The organism is Marixanthomonas spongiae (genome assembly GCF_003095375.1).
Lineage (GTDB): Bacteria > Bacteroidota > Bacteroidia > Flavobacteriales > Flavobacteriaceae > Marixanthomonas > Marixanthomonas spongiae.
Genome location: NZ_QEHR01000011.1, coordinates 1 through 16,249, shown reverse-complemented (window position 1 = coordinate 16,249; position 16,249 = coordinate 1). Strand labels below are relative to the sequence as shown.

Here is a 16,249-nt window from a genome sequence, read left to right as displayed (position 1 = left end):
AAGATAATGCTGAGTATCATAAGGTTGTATTAAAGCCCCTTAATTTTAAGTTAAATATTATAGGAATTGCTATCTCAATTAGCTTATAGAGGCAATTTTTCTATTAAAAAGTCCTGCTGAATTTCTAAAAGTTGTATATTTAAATCATAGAAATGAAAATTAAACAAAATGGTTAAAGCGAAATATCAAAATGTACTGGATTTAGGCGAAAAACTTAAAATCCAAAATGGCGACGTAAAAGAAGAGAATGGCAAACTGAAAATTTGGGGCACTGCAAACACCCAATACCAAAAAGACCTGCTTTGGGACGAAATTAAAAAGTCCGGCGGTGAAAACCCGCAAGATATTGAAGCCGACATTAAGGTGGCAGATAAAAATGCGTATGCTTACCACACCGTTGAAAAAGGGGAATCGCTCAGTAAAATTTCAAAAAAATACTATGGCGACCCAATGCAATACAACAAGATTTTTGAAGCCAACCGTAACATTTTGGACAACCCAGATGTCATTCACCCAGGACAAGAGCTCGAAATACCCAACAAGTAAACACTCCTATATTAATTTAAAACCGGCTGCCTATTTAAATGGGCAGCTTTTTTTGCTGAATACTGGAAAGGAAACCAATTTCCGTACTTTTAAGGTATGGATATAATTAGTTCCCTTTCCCCTTATTTGCTCATTGGGCTCTTTTTTTTAGGGGCAACCGCCTTTACCCTTTCAACTATTAGTGGCGGTGGTGGCGCGTTGATGCAAATCCCTATCCTCAATTTTTTGATCGGCACTTCGCAAACCGCTCCCGTTATCAACTTGGGTACCTTTATAAGCCGGCCTAGCCGTATCATAATTTTTTGGAAACACATTGTGTGGAAGGTGTTTTGGTATTATGTCCCATCTGCCATGATCGGGGCGGTTCTCGCTGCTTGGCTTTTTGCTGAAGTAAAGATTTATTGGGTACAGATTATCGTCGGATTGTTCTTGGTAAGTACTTTTTTTCAATATCGTTTCGGAAAAAAAGAACGCTCCTTTGAAGTAAAACTCTGGTATTTTGTTCCATTGGGCTTCTTTATTTCCGTAATTGGAACCCTAACCGGCGGCATGGGCCCAATATTGAACCCTTTTTTGCTCAATGCAGGAATTGACAAAGAGTCGCTTGTAGGAACCAAATCCGCACAATCCTTTTTCTTGGGAATAGCCCAAATAGGCAGTTATACATTTTTTGGATTGCTAACCGATGAACTTTGGGTGTACGGTATCGCCATGGGCTTGGGAGCCATTGTAGGCAATCTCATTGGCAAATGGTTATTGCAACGTATGAGCAAGCTCGCTTTTAGAAAATGGGTAATTGCTATTATGGTAATTAGCGGATTGGTTTTAATTGTAAAAGCTATTTCTGAAATAATATAGCCATTTCAAAATACCCTACAATCACTTTTCTAGCTCATTTGATTGAAGTCCTTCAATTAGCTCCCAAAGCTCTTCAGAACTTGGAGCTTTACTTTTTACCGATACCCCGTACCGATTCTTGTAAAGAAACCTGATTAAATACTGCTTGGTAGCATTCAAATATTCTTCCCGAGCGTTGGTACCGTTATAGTCAACAGTTTTTTCATATCCAAAAGAACTTTCATGGTTCAGTTCTTTCTCGGCAAATTCACGGTGTTGGCGTATTTCAGCAGTTCCTTTTCCGGTACTGCCATCCACAATTGTAATAGGCACTTTTACTCCCCCTTTTTCATAGCGAAGGCTTGCAGAATATAGGTTTTTACTGCTAAAAGGGTCGGTTTCATAATAGGTAAGCGTATATCCATTTACCTGTTTTGGGGGCTTCCACCCGCGCCAAGATTCTTTAGCTATGGGTAAGGTAGTTTTTTCATCACTCTGTTCTATTCTATCTTCTTGCTTGGCCTCTTGCTTTTCCTTGTCGCCCAAGCCACAGGAGGTAAGGATTATAATCATCGTTAACATTAAGAAGTTTTTCATAATCATATTGTTTAAGGGTTATTATTTTAACTAAGGTTACCCTCCACAACCAAGGGCTTCCATTTTTTGACCTATTTCAAGGGTTTTGCCCATTACAAATTCAGGATGGAAATGTGCTGTTAAATAATAAATAAAGCCTTTAACTGTATTGCCTCCATTCACATCATTAAATTCAGAAAAAGGTCCATAAAACAATTGTGAAACCCATTTTTTTATGTTTTTAATTATAGGGGAAGTATTTGGTTCAATAACATCATAATCGGTCATAAAAAGGACCCACAGCTCCATACTTACATCGTCCATTTCTTGCTCTGTAGCGTTAGCCATTCCCTCAGGGCAGTATAGTATTGTAGTTGAACTGGCAATTGCCAAGAGTTGCATACCGTATAAGTCATATTTTAACTTACAATCAGCAGTAGCCTCTGTCTCTTCATTTAGTTTTTCAAGATTATATACATACGCCAACATCATGTAGGTACATTTCATTTGTGAGGACCAATCGTTAAACTCATCGAGGTTTTCCCTTTCTCCTTCCAACATCTCTTTTAACTTATCCATAAACTCCTTTTGTTCTTCAGTGAGTTCTTGTGGGTTCTCTTGGTTTTCTGCTGTATATTCCTCACCGTATTCACCTTGTTCCGCATTTTCTTGAATGGCCTCTAACAAATTTATTTGTGCTGAAACAATTGGGCTATAAAACAATGTGATAAACAATGGTAATAGCAATAATAGACGTTTCATAACTATATAAATTGCGGCGTCTATACGCATTGGGATGATTTGCTGTAAATCTCTTACAAAAAGACACCTTGTTACTATTGCTAATGTAAAAGTAACCTCTATAACTAAGTTGCAGCTATGTTCCAATTGCTTGCAATTATGTCACATATTTATAATTAATGAAGTATGAACTGCTCGAATAACGTTGAAAAGAGGTGCTTTTTAATCCAAAACACGGTGATATTTTAAAAACTGGCCATAAAAAAAGACCGCAAGTTGCGGCCTTTTTCAAGTTTTATTTTTTACCTAAGAAATCTTAATCGATCTCGCAGGCTTTTTCTTAGCTTCTTCCCGTTTGGGGAGTTCAATGTTCAATATACCTTCATTGTATTTGGCCTTTATCTTGCCATCGTCAACAGATTCGGGCAGGGTAAAGCTCCGTTTAAAAGAGGAATAGCCAAATTCCCTACGGGTATAATTATTTTCTTTGGTTTCTTCTTCGTTTTCCATTTCAGAAGAAATGGTCAATACTTGGTTATCGATCTCTATATTGAAATCGTCTTTTTTCATTCCCGGAGCAGCCAGTTCAACTTCGTAGGCGTCATCGGTTTCCGAAATATTAACCTTCGGAAGGCTCATGCCTGTGTTAAAATTGGACTGGAACACACTGGGAAGGTCGTTGTTCAATAATTCGTCCATCCAAGAAGACCAGGTTGGAAAAGTCCCTGAAAGTCCTGCATTTGTATTTGCCAAACTTCTTTTTTTCGGTGATTTCATCAGCGTTGTCATAATCAAAAAAATTTTAAGTTCAACATTGTTTTATTTGCTTTTAGTATTGCAAATTGTTTGCCACGAACAAATAATAACAACGCTCCTTGCATAATTAAATTATTTTTAACAAAACCAAAGCTTTTATGGCAGTTAATACAACTTAAAACTGTCATTTTTTCAATAAAAAAAGCCTCTGAAAAGTCATTTTGACATTTCCGGACTTCAATTAGAAAGTGCCTTTACAATCCACTAATATAACCCCCGTACACATCCTTAAATTCCAGGCCATCACCCAAGTTGTGCTTGCTCAGCTTTTTGTATTCTGAAAGCGCCCAAAGCACAAACTCCTTAAAAAATGGTTTGTCCTTAGCTGAAATATCTGGGGTATATTTCTTCAGCAATTGTTCCAACGGTTCTATTTTATTTAGTTGTCGTTTGTATTCAGTGTCAGATAGTGTATCCAATAACTCAAAGCCGCTTTCTTCAAAAAACCAAGCAACTACATTGGCATACGGATCGACGTCACTCTCTTTCTGAAGTTTTTCAATTTTAGGAAAATAGTTTTCAAATTGGCTTTTTACCGCGCTGTTTATCAATTGCTCGGCCACTTCGCTGGCGCCTTCTTGCTCGCCTTCATACACCAATTCCACTTTTCCGGTAATGGCTGGGATAATGCCCATAAAATCGCTCAACCTCACCGCGGTTTTGTCTTCTCCATTTTGCAGGGCGCGCCGTTCGGCAGTGCTTAGCAAGTTTTCGTACGCGGTAATGCTCAAGCGGGCACTCACGCCACTTTTTATATCGATAAACGCACTGTTGCGGGCCTCAAAACTAATTTGTTCCACTAGGTTCTTTGCCAAGTCGGGCACGTAAATTTTTTCTTTGGTTGCAGAAGCTTCCGCTGTTTCTTGCTCAGTAATGTTCCGTGCCGTTTCAATATCATCGGGGTAATGTGTCAAGATTTGTGACCCGATCCTGTCTTTCAACGGCGTTACAATGCTACCGCGGTTGGTGTAATCTTCCGGATTTGCAGTAAACACAAACTGAACGTCCAACGGCATCCGCAATTTAAAACCCCGGATTTGCACATCGCCTTCCTGCAAAATATTGAACAGCGCCACTTGAATGCGGGGCTGTAAATCGGGCAGTTCATTGATGACGAAAATGCTCCGGTTGGCACGTGGAATCATTCCAAAATGAATCACCCGGTCATCGGCATAGGTCAGTTTTAGATTGGCAGCTTTAATGGGATCCACATCGCCAATAATATCGGCCACCGTAACATCGGGTGTTGCCAGTTTTTCTGAAAACCGCTCGTCCCGATGCAACCATTCAATGGGGGTTTTATCACCTTTTTCTTCCATTAGTTCTTTTGCAAATCGGGAAATAGGATGAAACGGATCGTCATTGATTTCGCTGCCGGCCACAACTGGCACATATTCATCTAATAACGAAACCATTTGCCGTGCGAGACGGGTTTTGGCCTGCCCGCGCAATCCAAGCAAGTTGATGTTGTGTTTGGAAAGAATAGCGCGTTCTAATTCTGGTATAACGGTATAATCGTAACCGTGAATTCCTTCAAAAACGGTTTCTTTTTTTAATAGTTTCTGAAGCAAGTTGCGCCGTAATTCTTCTTTAATCGGTTTGTACGCGTACCCGGCTTTTTTTAGGTCGCCGAATGTTTTTATGTTTTCTGTTTTCATATTATACTATTTTTTATAGATGAAAGAAGAAAGACCGTTCGCAAAGGCTTACTGAAAGAGGAAAGACAATTTCTTACAAAAAGCCATCTTTCTTTTTGGTTTTCTTCTTCTTACAATGTTTTCTGAAATCCTGCAGTCATTCGCTGCCATTCTTCAATTTGAGTTTCCAGTATATTTAACTCCTCTCCAGAAATATATTTTTTATGGTGCGCAATTAATAGTTGTGTATTCAATTCGTAAGAAGAACCCATTGCAATATCAATAAAATGAATGAATGACTTTTCAGTTCTTGCAGAGCCTTCTGCTATATTACTTGGCATTGAAATTGAACACCTATTTATTTGTGATGTCAGCGAGTACTGCTCCTTGCTAGGAAAATTTTCTGTTTTATCTGAAATTTCAAAAGCGATATTCAATGCTTTTTGCCAGATTTTCAAATTTCTAAAATTGTGTTTTTTATACATAATAAAATTTATTTACTGTTTCATTATAGAAGAAAGACAAAAGACTGTGCTTATATGGCAGGATTAAAGAGGAAAGACTTTGTGATCTAACTTGTATTAAGCTTAATCTTTCTTCCTTCAATGAGCAAAGCGAATGGTCTTTCTTCTTTCAATGAGCAAAGTGAATGGTCTTTCTTCTTTCAATGAGCAAAGCGAATGGTCTTTCCTCTTTCTTCTAATATTACCTCAGTTTCCGTTTCCTATTCGTTTCATAATCGGTAAAGATCATTTCGCCCAATCCTTTTAAACCAGTGTAAAATGCTTTTCCTTGGTTGGCGGCCGTAAAGTGATCTACAAACTGCATTAAATAAGGATCTTGCGCAATCATAAATGTCGTAATGGGAATGTGCAGTTTACGTGCCTGACGCGCCATCATATAACATTTCTTTACAATGTTTGGGTCGAGCCCAACACTGTTTTTATAATATTCACCATTAGGAAGTTGCATACAGCTCGGCTTTCCATCGGTGATCATAAAAATCTGTTTGTTGGTGTTTCGCTTTCTGCGCAACATATCCATCGCCAATTGTAATCCGGCAACGGTATTGGTATGAAATGGCCCTACGTTTAAATACGGTAAATCCTTGATTTTTATGGGCCACGCATCGTTTCCGAAGACTAGAATATCCAAGGTGTCTTTTGGGTAGCGGGTGGTAATCAATTCAGAAAGTGCCATCGCTACTTTTTTGGCAGGCGTAATTCTATCTTCCCCATACAGTATCATACTGTGACTGATATCGATCATCAGCACCGTGCTCATTTGCGATTTGTGCATCGACTCTTCGACCACCAAATCGTTTTCTGAAAGATTTAAACCTTCAATACCGTGATTAATTTGGGCATTCTTTAAACTTTCGGTCATCGAAATCCGCTCTAACGGATCGCCAAATTGATAATTTCGAAACTCTCCGGCTTGTTCGTCACCTTGTCCTATATATTTGGTTTTGTGGTTACCGCCAGTACTTTTTTTCAATTTACCGAAAATTTGTTCCAAGGCCCGTTTCCGAAGGGAGCGTTCCAGTTTTTCGGTAATGGAATTTTTGCCTTCCCCTTTACCGCCACCTTTTCCATCTGGTCGGAATTCTTCACGGATGTAGCCTTTTTTCTTCAGGTCTTCAATAAAATCGTCCATGGTATATTCTGCTGTAGTAAGGTTATACTCTTTATCCAACTGCCGCAACCAGTCTATGGCTTCATCAAAATCACCTGAAGTGTGCGTAATTAATTCCTGAAAAATTTCGAAAAGTCGTTCAAAGGGAGATTGTTCCTTAGGGTCATGTTTGGTAAAAACAAATCCCGTAGGTCTATTTTTCTTCTTCATACCCTAAAGGTAGCGATTTTAAGACAAAAAAAAGAGGTGTATTAACAGCCTTTTAAGACTTGCTCTTTCACATTTTCTTAACTTTATAAGCTAATTTTTATTTCTGAAAAAACCAATCGATGAAAAAACTATTCCTATTTATCTTTTTACTGCTTTCACTCTCATTATTTTCCCAACAACTTTCTATGGATATTCTGAAAGACATGAAACCTCGGAACATTGGCCCCGGTGGCATGTCTGGCCGCGTAACCGCTATTGATGTGGTGACCGACAACCCCGATGTGATGTATGTGGGCACGGCCAGCGGCGGCTTATGGAAAAGCAACAGCGGCGGTATTTCATGGAACCCTATTTTTGACGACCAACCCACGGCTTCTATTGGGGCGGTGGCCATTCAGCAATCCAATCCGTCGGTTATTTGGGTAGGAACCGGCGAAGGAAACCCAAGAAACAGCCTAAACGGAGGCTACGGAATATACAGATCGCTCAACGGTGGGAAAACCTGGCAATTGATGGGACTCGAAAAAACACGCCATATTCATCGTATTATCATAGACCCAACCGACCCAAATACTATTTACGTAGGAGCAATTGGATCCCCTTGGGGCGAACACCCAGAACGCGGTGTTTTTAAAACCACCGATGGTGGAAAAACGTGGAATAAAATCCTTTTTGTAAACAACAAAACCGGCGTGGCCGATATGGTGATGGACCCCACCAACCCAAATAAATTGATTGTTGCCATGTGGGAACATAAACGCGAACCGTGGTTTTTCACTTCAGGTGGCGAAGGTTCTGGTTTGTATGTAACTTACGATGGCGGCGAAACTTGGGAGGAACGAACTGATAAAGACGGCTTGCCAAAGGGCGATTTAGGACGCATTGGAATTGCCATCGCTCCTAACAAACCCAACATTGTTTACGCCTTGGTAGAGTCTAAAAAGAATGCCCTATACAAAAGTGAAGACGGAGGGTTTACCTGGAAAATGATCAACAACGATATGAGCGAAATAGGAAACCGCCCTTTTTATTATGCTGAAATATACGTGGACCCTGAAAACGAGAATCGGGTGTTTTCTGTCTTTACGTATGTGAATGTATCGCAAGACGGCGGCAAAAGTTTTGAGCAGTTAATGGGCGCTTATGGTGTGGATAATGGCGTTCACCCCGATCATCATGCGTGGTGGATTCATCCAAAAGACGGCAGTTTTATGATGGATGGTAACGACGGCGGCCTCAATATTACCCACGACGGCGGAAAAACGTGGCGTTTTATAGGAAACCTCCCCGTGGCCCAGTTTTATCATATAGCCGTGGATAATGAGTTTCCGTATAATGTGTATGGCGGTATGCAAGACAACGGCAGCTGGCGCGGCCCTGCCTATGTTTGGAAAGACCAAGGAATACGAAATAGTTATTGGCAGGAAATCAGTTTTGGCGATGGATTTGATGTGGTTCCCGATCCCGATGATAGTCAGTACGGCTGGACGATGAGCCAACAAGGGTTTGTAAGCCGCTATGATCATATTACAGGAAACAACTATACCGTAAAACCAACCCATCCCGATCCTGATATGCATTTGCGCTTTAACTGGAACAGTGCTATAAACATCGATCCTTTTGATTCAAACACACTTTACTTCGGAAGTCAGTTTGTGCACAAAAGCACCGACAAAGGACTCACTTGGAAGGTAATTTCGCCAGACCTTACTACCAACGACCCCGAAAAACAAAAACAAAGTGAAAGTGGCGGGCTTACAATAGATGCCACGGGAGCCGAAAATTATACCACTATTTTAGTGATCGAGCCTTCCCCGGTTGAGCAGAATATGCTGTGGGCAGGAACCGATGATGGACGCGTACAGTACACTCAAAACGGTGGGCAAAATTGGACAGACGTTTCAAGTAACATCCCTGGATTACCTGAAGGTAGCTGGATTGTACAGATAAAAGCTTCCAATAAAAATAAAGGGGAAGCGCTGTTGGTTGCTAACGATTATAGACGTTTTAATTACACGCCTTACGCATATAGAACAACTAACTACGGAAAAACGTGGAACCGAATCGTTGACGAAGATGATGTAATAAGTTACACTTTAAGTATTGTAGAAGACCCTAAAGAAAAGAATTTATTGTTTTTAGGCACCGATGACGGACTTTATGTTTCAATAGATGCTGGTGAGAGTTGGCAAAAATGGACTCACGGTTTTCCTACGGTTTCGGTGAAAGATTTAGTGATTCAGCCGAGAGAAAATGATTTGGTGATCGGGACCTTCGGAAGGGCGGCTTGGGTATTGGATGATATTCGTCCGTTGCGGGAAATAGCCCGGAATAATTCAGTATTAAATCAAAACATTAAGCTTTTCGAAGCCCCAACTGCTTATGAAGCGTCCTATCAACAACCTACTGGTAGCCGTTTTGGAGCAGATGCGTTGTTTAATGGGGATAATAGGAAGTCTGGAGCACGTTTTAGCTATTTTTTTAAAAAGGATGATAGTGAAACAACCGAGAAAGATGAAAGTGAAGAGGATTTTGAAGAAAAAGAGGAAACAGACGAAATAGCTTCCGAAGAAAAAATGGACGGCAAACATAAAGACAGCTTATATTTAAGAATTTACGATGGTTCCCGATTGATCAGGACCCTAAAACGCAAAAAACCAGACAGTACAGGTATCTACACGTGGCGATGGCGCATGAATGAAGCAGGGGTTGACCGTCCTTCCCGTTCCATAAGAAAACGGAAGAATGAACCTAGCGGAACTTCAGTAAAGCCTGGAACCTACAGAGCAGAGCTTTCTTTTAACGATGAGATATCAACCAGCTCCATAACGGTAAAAAGTGATCCGAGGCTTACTGTTTCAGAAAAAGCAATCAATGAATCTTACACTGCTTCAAAAGAATTGGAAAAAATGACACAAACCGCAGCCGATGCCGTAAAGCAATTGGTTGAAAGTAAAAACACGGCAGAAGATTTCAGAAAAAAATTGAAAGAAAACGCTTCAGAAGAAAAAAAATATAAAGACGAAATTAAAACCAGTAAAGCGATTATGAAGAAAATAGATTCCGTTATCGCACTGTATTTGGGCAAAAAGGACGACCGGCAAGGTATTGTGCGCAGTACAGAGCCTAATGTCATGCAACGCATTGGTCAAGCAAGATGGTATAGTGGCAGTCGCCCTAACGGAATGACAGCTACAGAACAACGGTTAATGCAACACGCCAAAAGTGCATTAGCTGAAGCGCTAAAAGCCACCAACAGTTTCTTTGCAACCGAATGGCCAGAATATAAATCTAATATGGAAAACATTGACCTGTCGCCTTTTAAAAAAACAGAAGTATTTAAAGTAGAATAAACCGGTGTTTGAATGTTCTAAAAATGATTGACACGCTATTTATATGAAATCAATTTATGTTAAAACTATTTTTAGGATGTATCGAAAACACCATTAAACAACCAATATGATGAAAAAACTCTTAGTAATCAGTTTGGGTTTGCTTCTATTCTATTCCTGTAAGGAGGAGAAAAAAGAAGAAACTGCACAAACATCAGCAATCAAGCAGTATTCCATTGAACAATTTATGGACAATGAGAACGCCTATGCCAATGGATATTCGCCAGACAAATCCAAGGTATTAATGACCAGCAACCGATCTGGAATTTACAATATGTACACGGTACCGGCCAGTGGTGGCGAAATGACACCCATTACCCAATCGGACAGTGCTTCGATATATGGTATTTCGTACTTCCCTGAAGACGAACGTATTTTATTTCGAATGGATGGAAACGGTGATGAAATTTTCAAGATTTATATGAAAGACAGCACCGGAATTAAAGCTTTAACGCCCACCGAAAAGGTGCGTGCATTGTTCCGTGGTTGGGCAAAAGACGGAAAAAGCTTTTTCTACGGAAGTAATGAGCGCGATTCCAAATATATGGATCATTATGAAATGGATATAGAAACCTTTACCCCTAAAGTAATCTATAAAAATGAAGACGGCTTGCAGTTTGGTGGTATGAGTGACGACCGAAAGTACATCGCTTTAACAAAAGCCATCAACACCAACGATAGCGATTTGTTTATTCTGAACACCGAAACAGGTGAAAGAACGAAAGTAAATGATACATTAAGTGGAAATTCGCCTCAGGATTTTTCACCAGATGGAAAGTCACTATACTATACCACCGACGCAGATGGTGAATACAGCAGGCTTATGAAGTATAGTATAGCTGAAGGTACTTCAGAAAAAGTTGCCGAACGCAATTGGGACATTACTGATTTTTATCTTACTCATAACGGTACATACCAGCTCATGTTTACCAATGAAGATGCCAAAACCGAAATGGAAGTGAAAGAAGTTGGAACTGGCAACGTAGTCGATTTCCCTGAAATTGAAGGACAAAGTATTAACAGCGCTAGTTTTTCAAGAGATGAAACCATGGCTTTACTTAGGGCTGGAGGATCGCATACGCCAACAAATTCGTATTCATACAACTTAAAGACCAAAAAGCTGAACCAACTTACTGATGTGTTAAACGATGAAATTAACGCAGACGATTTAGTCTCAGCTGAAGTGGTTCGTTTTAAATCCTTCGACGGATTGGAAATTCCTGCGATCTATTATCAACCTAAGCAAGCAAGCGCCGAAAACAAAGTCCCAGCGATGGTTTGGGTTCATGGAGGTCCTGGCGGACAATCAAGACAAGGGTTTAGCTCCACCATTCAATATTTGGTAAACCATGGCTATGCCATTTTAGCCGTAAACAACCGCGGTAGCAGCGGATACGGAAAATCCTTTTACAAAATGGACGACCAAAACCACGGCGATAAGGATTTAAAAGATTGTATTGCCGGAAAAGATTGGCTGGCCGAGCAAGAGGTGATAGATGGTGAAAAAATTGGAATTATTGGCGGTTCGTATGGCGGATATATGACGATGGCCGCCTTGACTTATGCGCCTGAAGAATTTGACGTAGGCGTTAATATTTTTGGCGTCACCAACTGGTTGCGAACGTTAAAAAGCATTCCGCCCTGGTGGGAATCGTTTAAAGAAGCTCTTTATAACGAAATGGGTGATCCCAACACAGCCGATTCGGTTCGGTTACGTGAAATTTCGCCATTGTTCCATACCAATAAGGTAACAAAACCACTAATGGTATTACAAGGAGCCCAAGACCCGCGTGTATTACAAGTGGAAAGTGATGAGATTGTTGCCGGTGTTAAAAAGAACGGGGTTCCAGTGGAATATGTGCTTTTTGAAGACGAAGGCCACGGTTTTGTTAAAAAAGAAAACCAAATTGAATCCTTCGGAAAAATCAAAGATTTTCTGGATAAATACCTTAAAGGTGAAGGTCAACAGGGGATGGATACCAATAAATCCGGTAATGTTGAATTGGAGTCGAGCAAGTAGCTGCTACCAATATTTTAGACCCTCCAATTCAATAATTAGCAACGCAAAAAAAATAACATGAATATTGAGAAAGTCAGTTTTCAAAACACAGAAGGGCAGACATTGGCAGGCCGTTTAGAATTGCCCGCCAATGGTCACCCACATAATTTTGCACTTTTTGCACATTGTTTTACCTGTACCAAAAATCTCTCGGCAGTACGCAACATAAGCCGTGCGCTCACTGCCGAAGGTTTTGGCGTATTACGGTTCGATTTTACAGGTTTGGGCGAGAGCGAAGGCGATTTTGAGGATACCAATTTTTCAGGAAACGTACAGGATTTAGTTGCGGCGGCAAATTATCTTTCGGAAAATCACAAAGCCCCTTCCCTACTCGTTGGTCATTCGTTAGGAGGTGCAGCCGTTATTTTTGCTGCGGCGGAACTGGATTCTGTACAAGCTGTGGCGACCATTGCCGCACCCAGCAATCCGAAGCATGTGAAGCATTTATTGAAAAGCGATCTAAAAACCATTGAAAAAGAAGGTGTGGCCGAAGTACAACTAAGCGGCCGTACGTTTACCATTAAAAAGCAGTTTTTAGACGATCTTGAAACCAAGTCATTGCCCGAAACAGCAAAAAACATGCGTAAAGCGTTGTTAGTGTTACATTCGCCACAAGATGAATTGGTGGGTATCATTAATGCCGAAGAACTTTACATAGCTGCCCATCACCCCAAAAGTTTTGTTTCGTTAGATGGTGCCGATCATTTGTTAACCAAAAAAACGGATTCTGAATATGTGGGAAGTGTTATCGCCGGATGGGTTTCACGGTATGTTGAAATTCCTTCAGAAGAAAAAATCGCTTCAAAACACGATGTAGTTGCCAGCTTGGACAAGGCCGAAGGATTTACCACCCGAATGAAAATTGGCGATCACTACAGCTTTGCCGATGAACCCGAAAGCTTTGGCGGTAATAATTTTGGGCCTTCGCCTTACGAGTTGGTTACTGCAGGCTTATCAGCGTGCACGGCAATGACCATCCAAATGTATGCCAAACGTAAAAAATGGGATGTCCAAAATGTAGAAGTACATACCAGCTACGACAAACAACACGCAGTAGATTGCGAAAATTGTGAAGACGACGCTGCCAAAATTGATACGTTTACCCGTGAGATTAAGTTTGAAGGAGAGTTGGATGAAAAACAGATAAAACGGTTATTACAGATAGCCGATAAATGTCCCGTCCACAAAACCTTGCACAGTGAAACCCAAATTATAACCTATTTAAAGGAATAATATGGCCATACGCAGCTCACAACGGTTTGAAGTTACGGTGGAAGGTACCCATGCGGTCTATCTTCCTGAAGAAATAGTTACGCCCTTTCTAAAAGGAAAAAACACTCGCGTTAAGGTAAAAGCATTTTTTGAAGAAAATGAAATTGAATTTCATGCCGCCCTGCGGAAACGGTTGGGACGTTACGTAATAACCTTCGGAAAAAGATATCAAAAAGAATTAGGCGTTTTCCCTTCCGATTATTTTCAAATGGAATTGTTTGAAGACACTACTAAATACGGTGTGTTAATGCCCAAAGAAATGGAAGCCGTTTTTGAAAGTGACCCAGAAGCTTCAGAAATTTTCGAAAATTTTTCTGATGGCAAAAAACGCTCTCTCATTTATTATGTAAAACGTTTTAAAACATCCCAAACCCGTATTGATAAGGCATTAATGGTTTCAGAAAACCTGAAAATGGGCATTATCGATCAACGGGAATTGGTGAAAAAGCATTATTAAAAAGGCTGACGACTTAAGACTTAACGACGTAGGACTTTAAAATTGATTGATGAACTGGTATTAGGCAGCCATAGCACTAGCATACTTATGAACCACTCTTTTATCATATCGTTTTCTGTCTTATGTTTCGTTAAAAATAATCCTAATTTCATTGCATCATACATCCACAGGAACCTGATTAATTAAAGGCAAAATTATCTATGAAATTATAAAAATACGAAAAGTTGCTTTTCGCCAAATGCTAAGATTATTTTAAAATGTTGGTCGTGGCTGTCTTTCCCCTTACCTTTATTCTAACTGAAACCAAAAACATAAAATTTTAACCCATGAAAAAAGTTAGTATAGTATTTTCAGCCCTTGCCCTAATGGCTTTTACCAGCTGTAACGATGGTAAAAAAAAGGATGAAAAAGAAATGGACAAAATGGAACAGTCTGATTCCAATATGGACAACGACAAGATGATGGATGAAAATGAGGATATGATGAAAGAAAAAACCGTCATTGTTCAGTTAGAATCCAAAAGTGAAAGCAGTGCAACCGGTAAAGTAAGTTTTATCGAAAAAGATGGCGTTGTTAAAATGGAAGCAAAACTTACCGGATTGAAGCCGGGAACCCACGCCATCCACATTCACGAAAAGGCAGATTGTTCTGCTCCCGATGGAAAATCGGCTGGCGGGCACTGGAACCCTACCTTTGAACAACACGGAAAATGGGGTGATGCAGCAGGGTACCACAAAGGCGACATCGGTAACTTTGAAGCCGATGAAAACGGCGACGGATCCATCTCTATGCAAACCGACGAATGGTGCATAGGCTGTGATGATGACAATAAAAACATCTTAGGAAAAGCCATTATCGTCCACGAAGGCGCCGATGATTTTACGTCCCAACCCTCAGGTGCAGCTGGAGCACGTGTTAGTTGTGGTGGGATTATTGAACAATAAGCTATAAGATTAACACCTATTAAAAAGTCCCTTCTTTAAGTTTGAAGGGACTTTTTTTATGATTTTGCACACTTTTAATAGTAATATGACAAATTTATTGTGTGTTTTTTCAAAGCAATTTAAAACAAATGTTCAAGAATATACTTTTCTAATATTTTTATAAAGTATACATTTGACTTAATACTATGGTGTTAAAACAACACAAGTTTATAGTTAAAAATACTTTTAAAATTGGATTTTATGAATAAATTTTTACTTTTTACTGTTTTGTTCGCTTGTATTTCTTGTTCTGAAAAAACTGACAAATTGGATGAGGGACTCGTTGCATTCTATTCTTTTTGCAACAATGCAAACGATAAAAGCGGCCATGATAATAATGCTACTGTAAATGGTGCAGAACTTGTAAATGATAGGTTTGGAAATCCAGAAAGCGCTTATAAATTTGATGGGGAAAGTGATTATATGGAAATTGCGAATTCTCCAAGCCTTAAGAACATTGATAAAAAACTGTCTATATCCATGTGGTTCAACACCCATGAGTATTATTCTAACGGTGACAAATGGGCCGTACTAATAAATAAAGCAGGTGAGTCGAAGGCGTTAAATTCCAGACAATTTTCGTTATACTATAAGGATAATGGCGATATATTTTTCAATTCTGATGTTATAGGCAACTATGACTTTAAATTGAATACTTGGTACCATATAACCTTAACCTATGATCTTGGCTCTGTAAATCTATATATTAATGGTGAAAAACTTCAAACGAAGCCGGTAACCGAAATAGTAAAAAATGACCTTTCACTATTTTTTGGTTATGACCAACCTGGTGCTACGGAATATTACAATGGTATTTTAGACGATATCCGTATTTACAACAGGGTTTTGACCAAGAAAGAAATTGAAGCATTAATGTCTATAGATGATACTTGCGAGGAACTTACTGCTGGTTAAAATACTTTAATATCAGTAAATTTCATTTTATCCATATTCAATATTAGCCATGTTCAAGTTATAAGTGCAACTGGCCAAGTTGATTTTAATTTTTCTATTGGGCTAATGTAGCCAAACTTTCTCACTCTTCTGTTATTTATCAGTCTTTCAATTTCCCTTATCCTGTATTCGCT

General features: G+C 39.6%; 14 protein-coding genes and 1 pseudogene. 8 read left to right on the top strand and 7 right to left on the bottom strand.

The window, feature by feature from the left end; genetic code table 11:
- Window positions 1-168: 168 nt before the first annotated feature.
- On the top strand, window positions 169-546 hold the full coding sequence (locus DDV96_RS14100) for a LysM peptidoglycan-binding domain-containing protein (protein WP_116695430.1): 378 nt from the start codon (window positions 169-171) through the stop codon (window positions 544-546).
- 96 nt (window positions 547-642) lie between these two features.
- Window positions 643-1,404 (top strand): sulfite exporter TauE/SafE family protein, encoded by a 762-nt coding sequence (locus tag DDV96_RS14095; RefSeq protein ID WP_116695429.1) that lies wholly within the window; start codon window positions 643-645, stop codon window positions 1,402-1,404.
- Between the two features lie 21 nt (window positions 1,405-1,425).
- Here the strand turns inward: DDV96_RS14095 and DDV96_RS14090 are convergent, their stop codons facing one another.
- The 6 genes from DDV96_RS14090 to DDV96_RS14065 all read right to left on the bottom strand — a co-directional run bounded on the left by DDV96_RS14090 (window position 1,426) and on the right by DDV96_RS14065 (window position 6,998).
- Window positions 1,426-1,980, bottom strand: a complete 555-nt coding sequence (locus DDV96_RS14090) for a hypothetical protein (RefSeq protein ID WP_133240860.1) — start codon at window positions 1,978-1,980, stop codon at window positions 1,426-1,428.
- Between the two features lie 36 nt (window positions 1,981-2,016).
- Entirely contained in the window at window positions 2,017-2,751 is a 735-nt protein-coding gene (locus DDV96_RS14085; RefSeq protein ID WP_116695427.1) for a hypothetical protein, read from the bottom strand.
- A 255-nt stretch (window positions 2,752-3,006) separates the two neighbouring features.
- Window positions 3,007-3,489, bottom strand: a complete 483-nt coding sequence (locus tag DDV96_RS14080) for an Hsp20/alpha crystallin family protein (RefSeq protein ID WP_116695426.1) — start codon at window positions 3,487-3,489, stop codon at window positions 3,007-3,009.
- A 221-nt stretch (window positions 3,490-3,710) separates the two neighbouring features.
- A complete protein-coding gene (locus DDV96_RS14075) occupies window positions 3,711-5,174 on the bottom strand; it encodes a sigma 54-interacting transcriptional regulator (RefSeq protein ID WP_116695425.1) in 1,464 nt (487 codons plus the stop codon).
- 110 nt (window positions 5,175-5,284) lie between these two features.
- On the bottom strand, window positions 5,285-5,611 hold the full coding sequence (locus DDV96_RS14070) for a four helix bundle protein (RefSeq protein ID WP_317045970.1): 327 nt from the start codon (window positions 5,609-5,611) through the stop codon (window positions 5,285-5,287).
- A gap of 247 nt (window positions 5,612-5,858) precedes the next feature.
- Window positions 5,859-6,998, bottom strand: a complete 1,140-nt coding sequence (locus DDV96_RS14065) for a vWA domain-containing protein (RefSeq protein WP_116695423.1) — start codon at window positions 6,996-6,998, stop codon at window positions 5,859-5,861.
- Window positions 6,999-7,117: 119 nt separating this feature from the next.
- On the opposite strand from DDV96_RS14065, the gene DDV96_RS14060 reads away from it, so the two are divergent.
- From DDV96_RS14060 to DDV96_RS14035, 6 genes are all read left to right on the top strand, one after another.
- Entirely contained in the window at window positions 7,118-10,351 is a 3,234-nt protein-coding gene (locus DDV96_RS14060) for a WD40/YVTN/BNR-like repeat-containing protein (RefSeq protein ID WP_116695422.1), read from the top strand.
- 106 nt (window positions 10,352-10,457) lie between these two features.
- Window positions 10,458-12,410 carry a S9 family peptidase gene (locus tag DDV96_RS14055; protein ID WP_116695421.1) on the top strand — a complete coding sequence of 651 codons (1,953 nt, stop codon included), beginning with the start codon at window positions 10,458-10,460 and terminating at the stop codon, window positions 12,408-12,410.
- A 57-nt stretch (window positions 12,411-12,467) separates the two neighbouring features.
- The gene (locus DDV96_RS14050; RefSeq protein ID WP_116695420.1) at window positions 12,468-13,682 is read left to right on the top strand and encodes a bifunctional alpha/beta hydrolase/OsmC family protein; all 1,215 of its coding nucleotides are present in this window, start codon (window positions 12,468-12,470) and stop codon (window positions 13,680-13,682) included.
- Window position 13,683: 1 nt separating this feature from the next.
- Window positions 13,684-14,178 carry a YdeI/OmpD-associated family protein gene (locus DDV96_RS14045; RefSeq protein WP_116695419.1) on the top strand — a complete coding sequence of 165 codons (495 nt, stop codon included), beginning with the start codon at window positions 13,684-13,686 and terminating at the stop codon, window positions 14,176-14,178.
- A 326-nt stretch (window positions 14,179-14,504) separates the two neighbouring features.
- Window positions 14,505-15,122 (top strand): superoxide dismutase family protein, encoded by a 618-nt coding sequence (locus tag DDV96_RS14040; protein ID WP_116695418.1) that lies wholly within the window; start codon window positions 14,505-14,507, stop codon window positions 15,120-15,122.
- 240 nt (window positions 15,123-15,362) lie between these two features.
- Window positions 15,363-16,076, top strand: a complete 714-nt coding sequence (locus tag DDV96_RS14035) for a LamG domain-containing protein (RefSeq protein ID WP_116695417.1) — start codon at window positions 15,363-15,365, stop codon at window positions 16,074-16,076.
- Between the two features lie 53 nt (window positions 16,077-16,129).
- Here DDV96_RS14035 and DDV96_RS16235 read toward each other — a convergent pair.
- Window positions 16,130-16,249 (bottom strand): annotated as a pseudogene (locus DDV96_RS16235) (IS30 family transposase); the annotation flags it as partial.